Annotated in this window: 18 protein-coding genes; 4 read left to right on the top strand and 14 right to left on the bottom strand. The window is 67.9% G+C overall.

Annotated features, from left to right (window positions below; translation table 11 throughout):
- Positions 1–5: 5 nt before the first annotated feature.
- Genes folP through ACQY8B_RS12220 form a run of 3 tightly spaced genes read left to right on the top strand, consistent with a single transcriptional unit; the run spans position 6 to position 2646 of the window.
- The gene (gene folP / locus ACQY8B_RS12230; protein ID WP_422089187.1) at positions 6–821 is read left to right on the top strand and encodes a dihydropteroate synthase; all 816 of its coding nucleotides are present in this window, start codon (positions 6–8) and stop codon (positions 819–821) included.
- Entirely contained in the window at positions 818–2155 is a 1338-nt protein-coding gene (gene glmM, locus ACQY8B_RS12225; RefSeq protein WP_422086949.1) for a phosphoglucosamine mutase, read from the top strand. Before folP ends, glmM begins: the two co-directional genes overlap by 4 nt.
- Positions 2152–2646, top strand: a complete 495-nt coding sequence (locus ACQY8B_RS12220) for a GNAT family N-acetyltransferase (protein ID WP_422086948.1) — start codon at positions 2152–2154, stop codon at positions 2644–2646. Before glmM ends, ACQY8B_RS12220 begins: the two co-directional genes overlap by 4 nt.
- Positions 2647–2726: 80 nt before the next feature.
- On the opposite strand, the gene ACQY8B_RS12215 is transcribed toward ACQY8B_RS12220, so the two are convergent.
- The 9 genes from ACQY8B_RS12215 to lexA form a co-directional block, all read right to left on the bottom strand.
- A complete protein-coding gene (locus tag ACQY8B_RS12215) occupies positions 2727–3998 on the bottom strand; it encodes an acyl-CoA dehydrogenase family protein (RefSeq protein ID WP_081270383.1) in 1272 nt (423 codons plus the stop codon).
- Between the two features lie 31 nt (positions 3999–4029).
- Positions 4030–5139 carry a phosphotransferase gene (locus ACQY8B_RS12210; protein ID WP_422086947.1) on the bottom strand — a complete coding sequence of 370 codons (1110 nt, stop codon included), beginning with the start codon at positions 5137–5139 and terminating at the stop codon, positions 4030–4032.
- Between the two features lie 17 nt (positions 5140–5156).
- Positions 5157–5876 carry a Crp/Fnr family transcriptional regulator gene (locus tag ACQY8B_RS12205; protein ID WP_422086946.1) on the bottom strand — a complete coding sequence of 240 codons (720 nt, stop codon included), beginning with the start codon at positions 5874–5876 and terminating at the stop codon, positions 5157–5159.
- A gap of 61 nt (positions 5877–5937) precedes the next feature.
- Complete coding sequence (locus ACQY8B_RS12200; protein WP_422086945.1) at positions 5938–6717, bottom strand: oxepin-CoA hydrolase, alternative type; 780 nt, start codon at positions 6715–6717, stop codon at positions 5938–5940.
- A gap of 7 nt (positions 6718–6724) precedes the next feature.
- Complete coding sequence (locus ACQY8B_RS12195) at positions 6725–8245, bottom strand: 3-hydroxyacyl-CoA dehydrogenase (RefSeq protein ID WP_422086944.1); 1521 nt, start codon at positions 8243–8245, stop codon at positions 6725–6727.
- 131 nt (positions 8246–8376) lie between these two features.
- Positions 8377–9534 carry an MFS transporter gene (locus ACQY8B_RS12190; RefSeq protein ID WP_422086943.1) on the bottom strand — a complete coding sequence of 386 codons (1158 nt, stop codon included), beginning with the start codon at positions 9532–9534 and terminating at the stop codon, positions 8377–8379.
- The gene (locus tag ACQY8B_RS12185) at positions 9531–10538 is read right to left on the bottom strand and encodes a D-2-hydroxyacid dehydrogenase family protein (RefSeq protein ID WP_422086942.1); all 1008 of its coding nucleotides are present in this window, start codon (positions 10536–10538) and stop codon (positions 9531–9533) included. Before ACQY8B_RS12185 ends, ACQY8B_RS12190 begins: the two co-directional genes overlap by 4 nt.
- 91 nt (positions 10539–10629) lie before the next feature.
- On the bottom strand, positions 10630–10995 hold the full coding sequence (locus ACQY8B_RS12180; protein WP_422086941.1) for a hypothetical protein: 366 nt from the start codon (positions 10993–10995) through the stop codon (positions 10630–10632).
- A gap of 137 nt (positions 10996–11132) precedes the next feature.
- A complete protein-coding gene (lexA, locus tag ACQY8B_RS12175; protein ID WP_013541704.1) occupies positions 11133–11816 on the bottom strand; it encodes a transcriptional repressor LexA in 684 nt (227 codons plus the stop codon).
- 73 nt (positions 11817–11889) lie between these two features.
- Between lexA and ACQY8B_RS12170 the strand changes: the two genes are divergently transcribed.
- Positions 11890–12852 carry an asparaginase gene (locus tag ACQY8B_RS12170; RefSeq protein WP_422086940.1) on the top strand — a complete coding sequence of 321 codons (963 nt, stop codon included), beginning with the start codon at positions 11890–11892 and terminating at the stop codon, positions 12850–12852.
- A 34-nt stretch (positions 12853–12886) separates the two neighbouring features.
- Here the strand turns inward: ACQY8B_RS12170 and adk are convergent, their stop codons facing one another.
- The 5 genes from adk to ACQY8B_RS12145 form a co-directional block, all read right to left on the bottom strand.
- On the bottom strand, positions 12887–13543 hold the full coding sequence (gene adk / locus ACQY8B_RS12165) for an adenylate kinase (protein WP_081270374.1): 657 nt from the start codon (positions 13541–13543) through the stop codon (positions 12887–12889).
- Positions 13544–13681: 138 nt separating this feature from the next.
- Positions 13682–14455: a 3-deoxy-manno-octulosonate cytidylyltransferase gene (gene kdsB, locus ACQY8B_RS12160; RefSeq protein ID WP_422086939.1), complete on the bottom strand. Its 774-nt coding sequence runs from the start codon at positions 14453–14455 to the stop codon at positions 13682–13684.
- On the bottom strand, positions 14452–14634 hold the full coding sequence (locus ACQY8B_RS12155; RefSeq protein ID WP_007836935.1) for a Trm112 family protein: 183 nt from the start codon (positions 14632–14634) through the stop codon (positions 14452–14454). The genes kdsB and ACQY8B_RS12155 overlap by 4 nt, the downstream gene beginning before the upstream one ends.
- Positions 14615–15640, bottom strand: coding sequence for a tetraacyldisaccharide 4'-kinase (gene lpxK / locus ACQY8B_RS12150; RefSeq protein WP_422086938.1), 1026 nt, complete (start codon positions 15638–15640; stop codon positions 14615–14617). Before lpxK ends, ACQY8B_RS12155 begins: the two co-directional genes overlap by 20 nt.
- The gene (locus ACQY8B_RS12145) at positions 15641–16066 is read right to left on the bottom strand and encodes an ExbD/TolR family protein (protein WP_422089186.1); all 426 of its coding nucleotides are present in this window, start codon (positions 16064–16066) and stop codon (positions 15641–15643) included. It abuts the gene before it with no gap.
- Positions 16067–16070: the final 4 nt, after the last annotated feature.

Below are 16070 nucleotides of genomic sequence, written 5' to 3'. Positions count from 1 at the left end.
GCGTGATGGGCATCGTCAACGTCACGCCCGATTCCTTTTCCGACGGCGGCGCGCATGCGTCCACCGACGCTGCGCTCAGGCACTGCGAGCAGCTGCTGAAAGAGGGCGCCGACATCCTCGACATCGGCGGTGAATCGACCCGCCCCGGCAGCCCGGCGGTGCCGCTCGACGCCGAACTGGCGCGCGTGCTGCCGGTGGTGCGCGAGGCCGTCAAGCTCAACGTACCGCTGTCGATCGATACCTACAAGCCCGAGGTCATGCGCGCGGTGCTCGACCTGGGCGCCGACATCGTCAACGACATCTGGGCGCTGCGCCAACCTGGCGCGCGCGAGGCCGTGGCGGCGCATCCGTCCTGCGGCATCTGCCTGATGCACATGCACCGAGACCCGCAAACGATGCAGGCCGTGCCGATGAGTGGCGACGTGATCCCCGAAGTGCTGTCTTTCCTGCAGGCGCAGGTGCAACTGCTGCGCGCGCTGAAGGTCGAGCCTTCGCGCATCACGCTCGACCCCGGCGTCGGCTTCGGCAAGACCGTGGTGCAGAATTTCGCGCTGCTGGCGCGGCAACGCGAACTGCTCGAGGGCGGCCTGCCGCTGCTCCTGGGTTGGTCGCGCAAATCGTCGATCGGGGCCGTCACGGGCATCGAAGCGGCAAGCGAGCGCATCGTGCCCAGCGTCGCCGCGGCGGTGCTGGCGGTGGATCGCGGCGCAGCCGTGGTGCGCGTGCACGACGTGCGAGACACGGTGGCAGCCATCGCCGTATGGCGCGCCATGAGGGCGGAACAGCCAACACAAACACAACAAGACACACAGCAACCATGACACGTAAATATTTCGGCACCGACGGCATCCGCGGCACTGTCGGCCAGGCGCCCATCACTCCCGACTTCGTGCTGCGCCTCGCGCACGCGGTGGGCCGAGTCCTCAAGAAGAGCCAGGCCCGCCCTACGGTGCTGATCGGCAAGGACACCCGCATTTCCGGCTACATGCTCGAATCGGCGCTCGAGTCGGGCTTCAATTCGGCGGGCGTCGATGTCGTGCTGCTCGGCCCGCTGCCCACGCCCGGCGTGGCGTATCTCACGCGCGCCCAGCGCGCGAGCCTCGGCGTGGTGATCAGCGCGAGCCACAACGCCTACCCCGACAACGGCATCAAGTTCTTCAGCGCGCAGGGCACCAAGCTCGACGACGCCTGGGAACTGGCGGTGGAAGCCGCGCTGGAAGAAGACCCGGTGTGGGTCGACTCCGCGAACCTCGGCAAGGCCCGCCGCCTCAACGACGCGCCTGGCCGCTACATCGAGTTCTGCAAGAGCACCTTCGCCAACGACCTCACCCTGCGCGACATGAAGCTGGTGGTCGATGCGGCGCACGGTGCGGCCTATCAGGTGGCGCCGAACGTGTTCCATGAACTGGGCGCGGAGGTGAGCAGCATCGGTGTCTCGCCCGACGGGCTGAACATCAACAAGGGCTTCGGCGCCACCCATCCCGAAGCGCTGGTGGCCGCCGTGACGGCGCAGAAGGCCGACTACGGCATCGCACTCGACGGCGACGCCGACCGCCTGCAGCTGGTCGACGCGAGCGGGCGCCTGTTCAACGGCGACGAGCTGCTCTACCTGATGGTGGCGGAGCGCATCGCGCGCGGCGAGAAGCCCGTGGGCGTGGTCGGCACGCTCATGACCAACAAGGCCGTCGAGGTTGCCCTGCGCGGGCTCGGCATCGAGTTCGTGCGCGCCAAGGTCGGCGACCGCTACGTGCTCGAAGAACTCGACAAGCGCGGCTGGCTGCTGGGCGGCGAAGGCTCGGGCCATCTGCTGGCACTCGACCGCCACACCACCGGCGACGGCATCGTCAGTGCGCTGCAGGTGCTGCAGGCCTGCGTGCGCAGCGGCAAGACCGTGGCGCAACTTCTCGACGGCGTCACGCTGTTCCCCCAGACGCTGATCAACGTGCGCATCGCGCCCGACCAGAACTGGAAGGACAACAAGGCGCTGGCAGCCGAAACCGAACGCATCGAGGCCGAACTCGGCGATGCCGGCCGCGTGCTGATCCGCGCGAGCGGCACCGAGCCGCTGGTGCGGGTGATGGTCGAGGCCCGCGATGCGAAGGTGGCCGAATCCTGCGCAAGGCGCCTGGCGGCCACGCTGGAGCCCGCGCGATGACGGCGGGCTCGCAGATCGAGGTCTTCCTGGCCGACTACCGTGACGCGGTTCAGGCCGCGGCCGTGGTGGATCTTCTCAACGCCTATGCGAGCGAGCCTGCCGGCGGCGGCGAGCCTCTTGACCCCGCGGTCCGAGAAAATCTTCCGGCAGCCCTGGCGGCGCGTCCTCAGGCCTTCAGCGTGCTCGCTTTCGAGGGCGGGCAGCCCGTGGGCCTCATCAACTGCCTGGAGGGCTTCTCGACCTTCGCCTGCAAGCCGCTGGTCAATGTGCACGACGTGGTCGTGCTGCCCAGCCACCGCGGCCAGGGCGTTGCGCGGAAGATGTTCGCTCGGGTCGAGCAGGAGGCGCGCAGGCGTGGCGCATGCAAGCTCACGCTCGAAGTGCTGTCGAACAACAAGCCCGCGCTGCGCACCTACGAGCGCGAGGGCTTCGCGAGCTACCAGCTCGACCCGGAATTCGGGCACGCGGTGTTCCTGCAGAAGAAGCTCTGAAAAGAAAAAGGGCCGAGGCGAGTTGATCGCCGTCGGCCCTCACTCCAGTACTCTCCCCGAGGGAAGAGGTGGCAAGTCCATCAGAAGCGCGTCACCGGCATCTCGGCGTCGGCCTTGTTCGGTGCGTACTTGCCCAGCTCCCACTTGGCGATCGCGTTGCGGTGCACTTCGTCCGGGCCGTCCGCGAAGCGCAGCGTGCGGGCACCGGCGTAGGCGTATGCCAGCGGGAAGTCGTCGCACATGCCGCCGCCGCCGTGCACTTGCATGGCCCAGTCGATCACCTGGCAGGCCATGCTCGGCGCCACCACCTTGATCATCGCGATCTCGTTCTTGGCGACCTTGTTGCCGGCCACGTCCATCAGCCATGCGGCCTTGAGCGTGAGCAGGCGGGCCATGTCGATCTTGCAGCGTGCTTCGGCGATGCGTTCCTGCGTCACGGTCTGCGAGGCCACGGTCTTGCCGAAGGCCACGCGCGACGATGCGCGCTTGCACATCAGCTCGAGCGCACGCTCGGCCAGGCCGATCAGGCGCATGCAGTGGTGGATGCGTCCCGGGCCGAGGCGGCCCTGGGCGATCTCGAAGCCGCGGCCTTCGCCCAGCAGGATGTTGCCCACCGGCACGCGCACGTTCTCGAAGTACATCTCGACGTGGCCGTGCGGCGCGTCGTCGTAGCCCATCACGTTGAGCGGGCGCACGATGCGGATGCCCTTGGCGTCGGCCGGCACCACGACCATGCTCTGCTGCGAGTGGCGGGGTGCGTCGGGGTCGCTCTTGCCCATGGTGATGAACACGGCGCAACGCGGGTCGGCCGCACCGGAAATCCACCACTTGTGGCCGTTGATGACGTATTCGTCGCCCTGGCGCTCGATGCGCGTGGAGATGTTGGTGGCATCGCTCGAGGCAACGTCGGGCTCGGTCATGGCGAAGGCGGAGCGGATCTGGCCTTCGAGCAACGGCTTGAGCCAGCGTGCCTTGATTTCCTCCGAGCCGTAGCGCGCGATGGTTTCCATGTTGCCGGTGTCGGGCGCCGAGCAGTTGAAGGCCTCGCTGGCCCACGGCACCGCGCCCATGATCTCGGCCAGCGGCGCGTATTCCTGGTTGGTGAGGCCGGCGCCGGAGTAGCCGGAGGCCGAGGCGCTGTCGACCGGCAGGAACAGGTTCCACAGGCCCTGGGCCTTGGCCTTCTCCTTGACCTTCTCGACCGTCTTCAGCGCCGTCCAGCGCTTGCCTGCGGCCGTGTTGGCGGCCAGCTCGGCGCTGTACTCGGCTTCGGCCGGGTAGATGTTTTCGTCCATGAACGCCTTGACGCGTTTCTGCAGGTCTTTGGTCTTGGCCGAGTATTCGAAATCCATCTTCGTCTCCTGGTGGGTGTGGGGTCGGCGGTCAGGCCTTCTGGGCGAACTGCCAGGCCATTTCGGCCATGGGGCGCGCGCCGCGGGCGGAAGCCACGGCTTGCTCGCTCGATGCGGTGCCGGCCTCGACCCGCTTGGCAATGCCTTGCAGGATCGCGGCCATGCGGAACAGGTTGTAGGCCTGGTAGAAGTTCCAGTCGGGCGCCAGCGCCTCTGGCGTGCTGATGCGGGTGCGTTCGCAATAGCGGCGGATGTATTCGCTTTCGGTGGGAATGCCCAGCGAGGCGACGTCCACGCCGCCGATGCCGCGCCCGGTGGTGGGCGGCATATGCCACGACATGCAGTGGTAGCTGAAGTCGGCCAGCGGATGGCCCAGCGTGGAAAGCTCCCAGTCGAGCACCGCGATGATGCGCGGCTCGGTGGCATGGAACATCACGTTGTCCAGGCGATAGTCCCCATGGACGATCGACACCTTGCTTTCGTCGCGAGCGCTCGCCGGCATATGGGCGGGCAGCCAGTCGATCAGCCGCTCCATGGCTTCGATGGGCTGTGAAAGCTCGCCGGCACCGTCGGTCGAGGCCTTGTACTGCTTGCTCCAGCGGCCGATCTGGCGCTCGAAATAGTTGCCGGGCTTGCCGTAGTCGGCCAGGCCGCGCTCGGCGAACTTCACCGTATGCAGCGCCGAGATCACGCGGTTCATCTCGTCGTAATGGGCCGCGCGCTCGGCATTGCTCATTCCGGGCAGCGACTGGTCCCACAGCACGCGGCCCTGCATGAACTCCATCACGTAGAAGGCGCGGCCGATGACGGCTTCGTCTTCGCACAGGCAGTACATGCGCGGCACCGGCACGTCGGTACCGGCCAGGCCGCTCATGACCTTGAACTCGCGCTCCACCGCATGGGCCGAGGGCAGCAGCTTGGCGACCGGGCCCGGCTTGGCGCGCATCACGTAGCTCTGCGAAGGCGTGACCAGCTTGTAGGTCGGGTTCGACTGGCCGCCCTTGAACATCTCCACCGTCAGCGGGCCCTTGAACCCGTCGAGGTTCTTCTCGAGCCAGGCGGAGAGCGCATCGATGTCGAAGGCGTGCTGTTGCGAGACGGCGCGGGTGCCGATGAAGTTGGAGAAGTCCTGCTGGCTCATGTCGGTTTGTCTGTGTTCTAGTTTTCAGCTTCCGAGACGCGCATCAAGGCCGCGCGATCCAGCACGACCAGACCGCCCGGCTCGATCCGGATGGTGCCCTCGCGCTCCATCGTCTTGAGTTCCTGGTTGACCCGCTGGCGCGATGCGCCCAGTAGCTGCGCCAGTTCTTCCTGCGCCAGTTGCAGGCCGATGCGCATCTGGCTGCCGTCGTCCAGGTTGGGCACGCCGTAGCTGCGCACGAGGTGAATGAGCTGCTTGGCCAGCCGCGCCCGCAGGGGCAGGGTGTTGAGGTCTTCCACCAGCCCGAACAGCGTGCGGATGCGGCGCGCCTGCAGCCGCATCAGTGCTTCGTACAGCTCCACGTGCGACGCCAGGATCTTCTGGAAGTCGGCGCGCGCCACGCAAAGAATGGTGCTGTCGCCGTGCGAGTAGGTGTCGTGCGTGCGCCGGTCCCCGTCGAACATCGCCACGTCGCCGAACCAGATGCCCGGCTCCACGTAGGTCAGCGTCACCTGCTTGCCGGAGACCGCCGTCGAGCTGACGCGCACCGCGCCCTTGGCGCAGGCGATCCAGTGATCGGGCGGGTCGCCGCGGGCGGCGATCAGGTCGCCGTCCTTGTAGCGTTTGACGAAAGCACATCGGAGGATGTCGTGCCGTAGCGAAGGAGATAGGGAAGAAAACCAGCGACCACTGTTGATCGCTTCACGTTCTTCGATAGTAAGAATGGGGTCGTCCATTGGTCTGTCCTCTCGGCGACTGAAAAGCTGATGGGTGTCACGGGAGCGACGCGGCGCGCCGTTACTCGTACTGCGGCGGCTTCTTCTCGAGGAACGCGGCAATGCCGATGCCCGCGTTCGGATGGTGCAGGTTGCGCACGAAGTGGTCGCGCTCCTGCGAGAGCTGCGAAGCCAGAGTGGCGCCGCGCGCGTCGCTCAGCAGTTCCTTGATGCTGGCCAGCGAGTTGGGCGCCCGGGTATTGAGCTTGGCCGCCAGCGCCAGCGCACCCGCCAGCGCCTGGCCGTTCTCGGTCAGCTCGTTCACCATGCCCAGCGCATGCAGGCGCGGCGCGCCGATGCGCTCGCCGTTCATTAGCCATTCGCTCGCCAGCTGGCGCGGCAACTGCTGCCCCAGGTGCCAGCTCAGGCCGCCGTCGGGCGACAGCGCCACGTTGCTGTAGGAGGCCGCGAAGATGGCGTCGCGCGCCGCCACCACGAAATCGCAGGCCAGCGCCAGCGAGAAGCCGGCGCCGGCGGCAGCACCCTCGACCGCCGCGATGATCGGCTTGGGGAAGGTGCGGATCGAGTCGATCCAGTTGTGCAGCCCCTCGATGCTCTCGGCCTGCACCGAGCGGTCGAGCTGGCGGTTGGCCAGCAGCCGCTGCAGCGAGCCGCCGGCGCAGAACCATTCGCCTTCGCCCACGATGACGACGCTGCGGATCTCCGCGCTGCCCTCGGCGCCGTTGAGCGCCTCGATGCCGGCGGCGTAGATCTCGGGGCCCAGTGCATTGCGCTGGGTCGGGTTGGAGATGGTCAGCACCATGGTGCTGCCTTCGCTGGTGCTCTTGAGTTCGGCGGTCATGGTTTTCTTATTCTTCTTCGTGCAGCAGGCTCAGGCCCAGCGCGCCGCGGCGGCGCAGCCACGGGCTCGGGCGATAGCGAGGATCGCCATACACCGTCTGCAGGTTGAACAGCACCTCGAGCATGTTGGTCGGCCCGAAGAGGTTGCCCATGGCCAGCGGGCCTCGTGGATAGCCCAGGCCCAGCTGCACGGCGGTCTCCAGGTCGGCAGGCGTGCACACGCGCTGCTGGCACATGTCGGCGGCGATGTTGACGATGGTGCCGATCACGCGCTGCGTGACGAAGCCGCCGCTGTCGCGGATCACGCTCACCGCCTTGCCGTCGCGCGCGAACAGGGCATGCGCGGCATCGCGGATGTCGCGGCGCGTGGCCGGATTGGTGGCGAGCACGCGGCGCTTGGTGGCAGCGTCGTCGATCAGCATGTCGATGCCGATGGTGCGCGTGGCGTCCAGGCGCTCGACGGCGGCCACGGTGGTCACGTCGAAGCCCAGCGGTGCCACCAGGATCAGCGAATGCGGCGCGGGCGCGGCGCCGCTGTCGATCTGCGCGCCCAGCGTGTTCACCAGGCGCAGCAACTCCGCACGGCGTGCCGCACGCGGCGACACCCAGACCGAAGGCGTGCCGTCGACCACGGGCGCGGGGGCTTCGGGCGCCTGCTGCATCACGCCATCGGTGTAGCGGTAGAAGCCTTCGCCCGTCTTGCGGCCCAGCGCGCCGGCGGCCAGGCGCTGCGCGGTGATCACGCTCGGGCGGAAGCGGGGTTCCTCGAAATACTGGTGATAGATCGACTCCATCACCGGGTGCGACACGTCGAGCGCCGTCAGGTCCAGCAGCTCGAACGGGCCGAGGCGAAAGCCCGCCTGGTCCTTGAGGATGCGGTCGATGGTGGCGAAATCGGCCACGCCTTCGCTGACGATGCGCAGCGCCTCGGTGCCGTAGCCGCGGCCTGCGTGGTTGACGATGAAGCCGGGGGTGTCTTGCGCCTGCACCGCGCTGTGGCCCATCTGCCTGGCGTAGCCCGCCAGCTGCGCGCAGACCTCGGGGGCGGTCTTGAAGCCCGCGACCACCTCGACCACCTTCATGAGCGGCACGGGATTGAAGAAGTGGAAGCCCGCGACACGCTCGGGGTGCGCGAGCCCGGCCGCGATGGCCGTCACCGACAGCGACGAGGTGTTGGTGACCAGCGTGGCGCTCTCGGCCACCACGCCTTCGAGTTCGCGGAACAGTTTGCGCTTGACTTCCAGGTCTTCGACCACGGCCTCGACCACCAGGCCGCAGCCGGCGAGCGCCTGGATCGAATCGACCGCCTTGACGCGGGCGATGTATGCGTCGCGCGCGGCGGCGTCGATCTTGCCCTTTTCATGCAGCTTGTTCCATTGGGCTGCGAGGGCTTCGCGGCCGCGCGCCGCGGCGCCCGCGAAGCTGTCGAGCAGCAGCACTTCGCTGCCTGCCTGGGCGGCGATCTGCGCGATGCCGCGACCCATGGCGCCGGCGCCTATGACGCCGATTCGGGTGTAGTTCACTGTCATTTGCTGAAGATTTTCGCTGGTTGAGGGGTATCCGGCCTGCCGCGCAGGCGCCGACGCAAGCGCTGTCGTCACCTCCGATTTTGCAGTTGCGCGAGGGCGGGGCGTGACGGGTTTTACGCGGGGGCGCGATTTCAGGCCGGGCGGCGGCTGCGGTCGATGGCGATGCTCAGCGCGATGGCCACCAGCATGACGCCGAAGCCGACCCAGCTCATCCACGCCGCCGCGTCGTGCGCCAGCAGCCAGCCGCCGAGCGCCGCGCCCACGGCCTGGCCTGTGTAGATGCCGGAACTGTTGAGCGCCACCGAGCCTGGCGCGAGGGCCGGCGCCAGGCCTACCAGGCGGGCCTGCTGGGCCGAATTGGTGGCGAAGCAGCCCAACCCCCAGGGCACCAGCACCACGGCCAGCCAGGCGAGCGTGGAAGCCGTCGGCCACAAGAGCAGGCTCAGCGCGATCAGCACGGTAGTGACCAGCACCATGCGCCCGGCCCCGACGCGGTCGATGAAGCGGCTGACCACCATGTTGCCGATGAGCCCGCAGGCGCCGAACAGGGCCCACATCACGCTCAGCGTGGTCGCGTCCGCACCAAAGCTCTGCTTGAGGATGGGGCCGAAATAGCTGAACAGCACGAACTGCCCGGTGCCTTGCAGCGCCGTTACCGACACGATGCCCATCAGCACCGGACTGCGCAGCACGCGCGACCAGGCGGCGGCGGTGAGTGCCGCCGGGCGAATGCCGCTGGGCAAGGTGAGCCAGATCGACGCCGCGCTCACGACGCTGAGCAGGGCAATCGCCACGAAGGCCATGCGCCAGCCCAGATGCCCGCCGATCAGCGCGCCGATAGGCAGGCCCAGCACCGAGGCCATCGACCAGCCAAGAAAAACGAAGGTGACGGCGCGCCCGCGTTGCTCGGGCGGTACCAGCATGCCGGCGCAGGCCGCCGCCTGGGGCGTGAAGATGGCGGGGGCTATCACCGTGAGCATGCGCACCGGCAGCAGCGCGCCGAAGCTGGGCATGAGCGCCGCGAGAGCGTGGCCCGCCGCGTACCAGAGCAGGGTAAGGGCGAGCAGCAGGCGGCGGTCCCAGCCCGCGACGGCGGCGGCCAGCAGCGGCGCGCCGATGCACATCACCGCTGCCGCGGCAGTGATCAACTGGCCGGCGGTCGCGACCGAAACAGCCAGGGAGGCGCTGATTTCATTGAGCGTGCCGGGCACGACCATCACGCCCGTGCCGATCACGAAGTTGCCGGCCAGCAGCGCCCAGAGCGCACCCTTGGGCGCAGGCCGGCTCACCGGCGAACCTGCAGCGCGCCGGGATTCACGATGTTCGTGGGATTGCCGTTGATGTAGCTCACGACGTTGTCGAAAGCCTGGCCGAAGTAGCTCTCGTAGCTTTCCTGCTCGACGTAGCCGATGTGCGGGGTGCAGATGCAGTTCTCCAGCCGCAGCAGCGCATGGCCCTGCAGCGGCGGCTCACTCTCGAACACGTCGATGGCGGCCAGCCCGGGACGGCCACGGTTGAGCGCCGCGAGCAGCGCGTCGGCCTCGACCAGCTCGGCGCGCGAGGTGTTGACGAACAGCGCCGTCGGCTTCATGCGCGAGAGGTCTTCGAGCGTGATGAGGCCGTTGGTTTCCTCATTGAGCCGCAGGTGGACGGAGAGCACGTCGGCGGCTGCAAAGAACTCATGGCGGTTCTGCGCCACCTGGAAGCCGTCGGAACGGGCCTTGGCGCAGCTGGCTTCACGCCCCCAGATCACGACCTGCATTCCGAAGGCCTGCCCGTAGCGCGCGACCAACTGGCCGATGCGGCCGTAGCCCCAGATGCAGAGCGTCTTGCCCTTGAGCACCGAGCCCAGCCCGAAGTTGGGCGGCATCGAGGCCGACTTGAGCCCTGACTGCTGCCAAGCCCCGTGCTTGAGGTTGCTGATGTACTGCGGCAGCCGGCGCATGGCGGCCATGATGAGCGCCCATGTGAGCTCGGCAGGTGCCTGGGGAGAGCCGGAGCCTTCCGCCACGGCGATGCCGCGCTCGGTGCAGGCCGCCACGTCGATGTGGCCCGCGACGCGACCGGTCTGCGAGATGAGCTTGAGCTTGGGCAGCTTCTCGATGAGCTGCCGGGAGATCTGTGTTCGCTCGCGAATCAGCACGATCACGTCGGCGTCCTTGAGGCGAACCGAGAGTTGCCCGATGCCCTTGACCGTGTTGGTATAGACCTTGGCTGCGTACGCGTCCAGCTTGGCGGCGCAGCGCAATTTGCGCACGGCGTCCTGATAGTCGTCGAGGATCACAATATTCATGGCGTGCCATTGTGCCTCGCAGCATTGGGATGTCGCACCCCCGAACGTTTGGATACCCACTGCCGACGGGCTCTCCCAGGGGTGCCGGGCCTCAGTGCAGGCGTGTGGAGCGGTGCGCGGCGACCATCGTTTCGGCCGCTTCGAGAGCCGCCAGCCGGTCAAGCTCCGCGCACACGTCGTCCATTCGGCCGGAAATCAAGACACGGTTGCTGCTGCGCTGCTGGCCCTTTCCGTCTACCACGCGTACCACGCGCAGCGGGCGCACGGTCGGGGCTGCTTCAGCCACCGGGGGCGTCGAGCCGCACGTCGGACGCACCGCAACGTAGCGCAGGCCGGCGGAAGTCTCGCTGTGATCGAGCGAGGCGTGGCGATGAGGGCGGCGCGCCGGGATCAAACGGCTGGCGAGCGATTGCAGCGGCATCCAGAAATCAGCGATGGCGAGGAGGGCGATTCCCATGTGAACTCCAAAAAAGTATGAGGTTGAACACAGGCAGGATTTCTTGAAACGGCCGCGACAGGGTGATGGCGACTTCGCGCCATACGCCCGCCACCTGTTGCGGCCGGATGAGTGCTGCTGCCAGCAGGCCCGCAGGCCTACATCAGCATGGTGTTGCGGATGAGGCCCACCGCGAGGCCTTCGATCTCGAAGGGCTCGCCGGGCTGGACGATGATGGTCGGGTAGTCGGGGTTCTCTGCGTGCAGCTCGATGACCTGCTTGTTGCGCTTCAGGCGCTTGACGGTGACTTCGTCGCCCAGGCGCGCAACCACGATCTGGCCGTTGCGCGCTTCCTTGGTGGCCTGCACGGCGAGCAGGTCGCCGTCCATGATGCCGGCGTCTCGCATGGACATGCCGCGCACCTTGAGCAGGTAGTCAGGCTGGCGCTGGAACAGCGTGTTCTCGACGTAGTAGGTCTGGTCGACGTGCTCCTGCGCCAAGATGGGCGAGCCTGCAGCGACGCGGCCGATGAGCGGCAGCGCCAGTTGCGCCATGCCGGGCAGCGAGAGCGAGAACTGGCCGCCTTCGCGGTGGCGCGTTTCGTTCAGCGACCGCAGGGCGTCGCCCTTGAGGCGGATGCCGCGCGAGGTGCCGCTGACGAGTTCGATGACACCCTTGCGGGCCAAGGCCTGCAGGTGCTCTTCGGCCGCGTTGGCCGACTTGAACCCGAGTTCATTGGCGATTTCGGCGCGCGTGGGTGGCGCTCCGGTGCGGGCGATGGCGCTCTGGATCAAGTCCAGGATCTGCTGCTGGCGGGCTGTAAGCTTCACGGCGAACTGCATATGTGGTTCCTTGCGGCACTGGCTAGATATCCAGTACCTGTATTTTTAACCAGTTTTAAAAAGTTGACAAGCCATGCCTGATTTCCCTTCGCCTGAACTGCGCCGCGTGGTCGTGCTGGGCACCGGCGGCACCATCGCCGGCAAGGCTGCCAGCAGCGGCGACAACATCGGCTACACGGCCGGGCAGGTGGGCGTGGCCGACCTTCTGGGCGGCATCGAGGCCCCCCAGGGCGTGACGCTGGTGGCGGAGCAGGTCGCGCAACTGGACAGCAAGGACATGTCGTTCGAGACTTGGCAAAAGCTCGCGCAGCGTTGCGCACACTGGCTTGCGGAGCCCGACGTGGCAGGCGTGGTGATCACGCACGGCACCGACACGCTGGAGGAGACGGCCTTCTTCCTGCATTCGGTGCTGGCATCCGCGAAGCCCGTGGTGCTGACTTGCGCCATGCGGCCGGCGAGCGCGCTGTCGCCCGATGGTCCGCAGAACGTGCGTGACGCCATCGGCGTGGCTCTGGCAGCCGGTGCTAAGGGGGTGGCCGTGGTGTGCGCCGGGGCGATCCACAGTGGCGCCGATGTCCAGAAGGTGCATACCTACAGGCTCGATGCCTTCGCATCTGGCGACGCGGGCCCGGTGGGCTATGTGGAAGAGGGCGAGGTCCGCCGTGTGAGGGCGTGGCCCGAGGGCGAGGCGCTGCCGGCCTCGAAGATCTTCGAGGCGGCTCCCGTTCGGTGGCCTCGCGTGGAGATCGTCATGAGCCATGCCGGTGCGAGCGGTGCTGTCGTCGAGGCACTGCTGCAACCCGGCAACGCCGAACCGGTCCGTGGACTGGTGCTGGCCGCCACGGGCAACGGCACGCTGCATCACGCGCTCGAAGCGGCCGCGCTGAAGGCGCAAGAGGCGGGCGTGGCGGTGGTTCGTGCGACGCGCTGCATGAACGGGCGCATCCTGCCGAAAGCCGATGACCGGCTGCGGGACGCGGGCACGCTCACGCCGGTGAAGGCGCGTATCGCGCTGATGCTCGAGTTGCTCGGGTGAGGTGGTGGCCGCCCTGTCGGAGGGCGGCCGGCAATCAGCTGCTCAGCGCTGCGAGTGCGCGCTGGGTGATTTCATCGACCGTGCCCACGCCCTTGATGGCGCGGTACTTCGGCGCGGCGGCCGGATCGGTCTTGGCCCAGGCCGAGTAGTAGTCGACCAGCGGACGCGTCTGCTGGCTGTACACGTCGAGCCGCTTGCGCACGGTTTCTTCCTTGTCGTCCTCGCGCTGGATCAGGTCTTCGCCGGTGACGTCATCCTTGCCTTCCACCTTGGGCGGGTTGAACTTGACGTGATAGGTGCGCCCCGAAGCCGGGTGCGAGCGGCGGCCGCTCATGCGCTCGATGATGTCGCCGAAGGGCACGTCGATTTCGAGCACGTAGTCGAGCTTGACGCCCGCCGCCTTCATGGCGTCGGCTTGCGGAATGGTGCGGGGGAAGCCGTCGAACAGGAAGCCGCTGGCGCAATCGGCCTGGGCGATGCGTTCCTTCACGAGATTGATGATCAGGTCATCGCTGACCAGTGCGCCCGCATCCATGACGGCCTTGGCCTGCAGACCGAGCGGCGTGCCGGCCTTGACGGCGGCGCGCAGCATGTCGCCGGTCGAGATTTGGGGGATGCTGTACTTCTGGCAAATGAAGGCCGCTTGCGTGCCTTTGCCCGCCCCGGGCGCGCCCAGCAAAATTAGTCTCATGGTGTCCTCGGACGGTTCTTAGATTTTGTGTCGCGCCAGGCGTCGGCTTCAGGGGCTTTGGGCAGGGCGGAGTTGCTTCGAGGATAGCACGCGTGCTTCCCGGGATTTGCCGCTGCCCCGACAGGCACGTCGAGCCCCTCAGGCTGTCGGGCCGGCGGCGAAGACCGCGCGCACGCGCGCCAGGTCTTCGGGCGTGTCGATACCCGGGCCGGGAGCCACGTGGCTCACGTGTACGGCAATGCGGTGTCCGTGCCATAGCGCCCGCAACTGCTCAAGCGCTTCCGTCGCCTCGACTGGCGACGGCGGCAGCGACGGAAACTTGCGCACGAAGCCTGCGCGGTAGCCGTAGATGCCAATGTGGCGCAGGGGAGCCGGCGTGGGCAGCACCGTCGGCGCGGCGCCGTTGGCGGAGCCGTCGCGCCACCAGGGGATGGGCGCACGGCTGAAGTACATGGCGTTGCCCCGTGCGTCGAGCACGGCCTTCACCACGTTCGGATTCATGAAGTCGGCCAGCGAATCGATCTCGTGGGCCGCAGTGCTCATCGCGGCCTCTGCGTGGGTGGCCAGCGTGGCGGCCACGGCATCGATCAGCGCCGGGTCGATCAGGGGCTCGTCGCCTTGCACGTTGACGACGATGTCGTCGCCGTCGAGGCCGAGCTGCTCGCAGGCTTCGGCCAGCCGGTCGGTGCCGCTGGGGTGGTCCTGGCGGGTCAGGATCGCCTCGACGCCATGCGCCTTGCAGGCGTCGATGATCGATGCGTCGTCCCCGGCCACCACCACGCGCACGGCGCCGGATTCGCTGGCACGCCGGGCCACGCGCACCACCATCGGCACGCCGGCGATGTCGGCCAGGGGTTTGTTGGGGAGCCTTGTCGACGCCAGGCGCGCCGGCACCAGAACCGTGAAGCTCACAGCCCGAGCTCTTCGTCGGAAAGCGTACGTGCCTCGTTTTCCAGCAGCACGGGAATGCCGTCGCGCACCGGGTAGGCCAGGCGCGCGCTGCGCGAGCAGAGCTCCTGCTTCTCGGGGTTCCAGGTCAACGGACCCTTGGTGACGGGGCAGACGAGCAGTTCAAGCAGCTTGGTATCCATCGAGCGATGATAGCTTTGCGTCGAGCGCAGTGAAGAATTCCGGAACGGGTGCGAAGAGCAGGGGCACGGCCAGCACGCCGGGTGCCTTGTGCCACAGCTTGACCGCGTCCTTTTCGGTGCAGACGAGAGGGCCGTCGGCATTGAGCGAGCGTTCCCAGGCGTCGAAGTCGAAGTGATCGGGTAGAGCGATGGTTTCGGCGAGCGTGAGGCCACGGCCCCGGAGCATGGCGAAGAAGGCCTCCGGGCGTGCGATGGCCGCGAGTGCGGTCACTGGCCTGCCCGCCAGGGTGTTCAGCGGCACGCGTTGGCCGTCGCTTGTGAGGGCGTAGTCGGCGAGGCGGCGCGAAGCGGTGTAGCCGCCTGCGAATGCGGGGCGTTCGCCGCTGTGCAACACCAGATCGCAGCGACGTGGCCACGCCTCGCGCAGGGGGCCCGCTGGCAGTCGCCAGCCGTTGCCGATGCCCCGGTCGTCGAACACGCAGATCTCGATGTCGCGAGCCAGCGCCAGGTGCTGCAGCCCGTCGTCGCTGACGATGACTTGCGTGCTGGGATGCCGCTCGAGCAGCGCGCGGGCCGCCTCGATGCGCTTGCGCGCGACGAACACGGGGGCCTTCGTGGCGTGGTGAATCAGGGCGGGCTCGTCGCCGACGTCGCTGGGATTGCTGTCACCCGTCACTTCGCGGCAGTCGTCGGTGCGCCGGCCGTAGCCGCGGGACACCACGCCCACCTGGATGCCGCGCGCGCGCAGATGCCGCACCACCGCCATCACCACCGGCGTCTTGCCGGCGCCGCCCGCGATCACGTTGCCGACGACGATCACCGGCACGGGCACGCGTTCCGAGCGAAGCCATCCGAGGCGATAGAGCCAGCCCCGAACGGCGAAGAGGGCCGCATAGAGCAGCGACAGCGGCCACAGCAGGCAGGCCAGCGGGCCGCGGCGCAGCCACGCTTCCTGCAGTCGCGAGGCGGCAGGCGCCTCCGTGCTGCTGCGGCCTTCGGACGGCACTCAGCGCCCGGCTTGCGCCGTCGACTGGGCTGCGAAGGTGATCTGCATCAGGCCGGCGCGGCGCGCGGCTTCCATCACCGTGACGACGGCCTGGTGCGGGCTGGTTGCGTCGGCGCTGATGATCACCACGCTGTCCTTGCCGCCGGTGGCCGCGGCCGCAAGCGCGGCGGCCACGGCTTCGACATTGCGGTCGGCCAGAGGCGTCTTGTTGACCGAGTAGCGGCCGTCGGCCGACACCGCCACGATCACTTCCTTCGGATAGTCGCGCTGCGCGTCGACGTCCGCGGTCGGCAGCCGCAGCTGCATTTCGGTGAACTTGCTGTACGTGGTCGACAGCATCAGGAAGATCAGGATCACCAGCAGCACGTCGATGAACGGGATCAGGTTGATCTCCGGCTCGTCGCGCGCGCCATGGCGGAACTGCATGCGG

Source organism: Variovorax sp. (assembly GCF_965279555.1).
In the GTDB taxonomy this organism is placed as follows: domain Bacteria; phylum Pseudomonadota; class Gammaproteobacteria; order Burkholderiales; family Burkholderiaceae_C; genus Variovorax.
The sequence above is the reverse complement of the archived record's forward strand: the minus strand, read 5'-3'. Positions and strand labels throughout refer to the sequence as shown.

Excerpts from the sequence above, each read along its gene's own strand:
- folP (WP_422089187.1), top strand. The coding sequence starts at position 6 with ATGGGCATCGTCAACGTCACGCCCGATTCCTTTTCCGACGGCGGCGCG.
- glmM (WP_422086949.1), top strand. The coding sequence starts at position 818 with ATGACACGTAAATATTTCGGCACCGACGGCATCCGCGGCACTGTCGGC.
- ACQY8B_RS12220 (WP_422086948.1), top strand. The coding sequence starts at position 2,152 with ATGACGGCGGGCTCGCAGATCGAGGTCTTCCTGGCCGACTACCGTGAC.
- ACQY8B_RS12215 (WP_081270383.1), bottom strand. The coding sequence starts at position 3,998 with ATGGATTTCGAATACTCGGCCAAGACCAAAGACCTGCAGAAACGCGTC.
- ACQY8B_RS12210 (WP_422086947.1), bottom strand. The coding sequence starts at position 5,139 with ATGAGCCAGCAGGACTTCTCCAACTTCATCGGCACCCGCGCCGTCTCG.
- ACQY8B_RS12205 (WP_422086946.1), bottom strand. The coding sequence starts at position 5,876 with ATGGACGACCCCATTCTTACTATCGAAGAACGTGAAGCGATCAACAGT.
- ACQY8B_RS12200 (WP_422086945.1), bottom strand. The coding sequence starts at position 6,717 with ATGACCGCCGAACTCAAGAGCACCAGCGAAGGCAGCACCATGGTGCTG.
- ACQY8B_RS12195 (WP_422086944.1), bottom strand. The coding sequence starts at position 8,245 with ATGACAGTGAACTACACCCGAATCGGCGTCATAGGCGCCGGCGCCATG.
- ACQY8B_RS12185 (WP_422086942.1), bottom strand. The coding sequence starts at position 10,538 with ATGAATATTGTGATCCTCGACGACTATCAGGACGCCGTGCGCAAATTG.
- ACQY8B_RS12180 (WP_422086941.1), bottom strand. The coding sequence starts at position 10,995 with ATGGGAATCGCCCTCCTCGCCATCGCTGATTTCTGGATGCCGCTGCAA.
- lexA (WP_013541704.1), bottom strand. The coding sequence starts at position 11,816 with ATGCAGTTCGCCGTGAAGCTTACAGCCCGCCAGCAGCAGATCCTGGAC.
- ACQY8B_RS12170 (WP_422086940.1), top strand. The coding sequence starts at position 11,890 with ATGCCTGATTTCCCTTCGCCTGAACTGCGCCGCGTGGTCGTGCTGGGC.
- adk (WP_081270374.1), bottom strand. The coding sequence starts at position 13,543 with ATGAGACTAATTTTGCTGGGCGCGCCCGGGGCGGGCAAAGGCACGCAA.
- ACQY8B_RS12155 (WP_007836935.1), bottom strand. The coding sequence starts at position 14,634 with ATGGATACCAAGCTGCTTGAACTGCTCGTCTGCCCCGTCACCAAGGGT.
- ACQY8B_RS12145 (WP_422089186.1), bottom strand. The coding sequence starts at position 16,066 with ATGCAGTTCCGCCATGGCGCGCGCGACGAGCCGGAGATCAACCTGATC.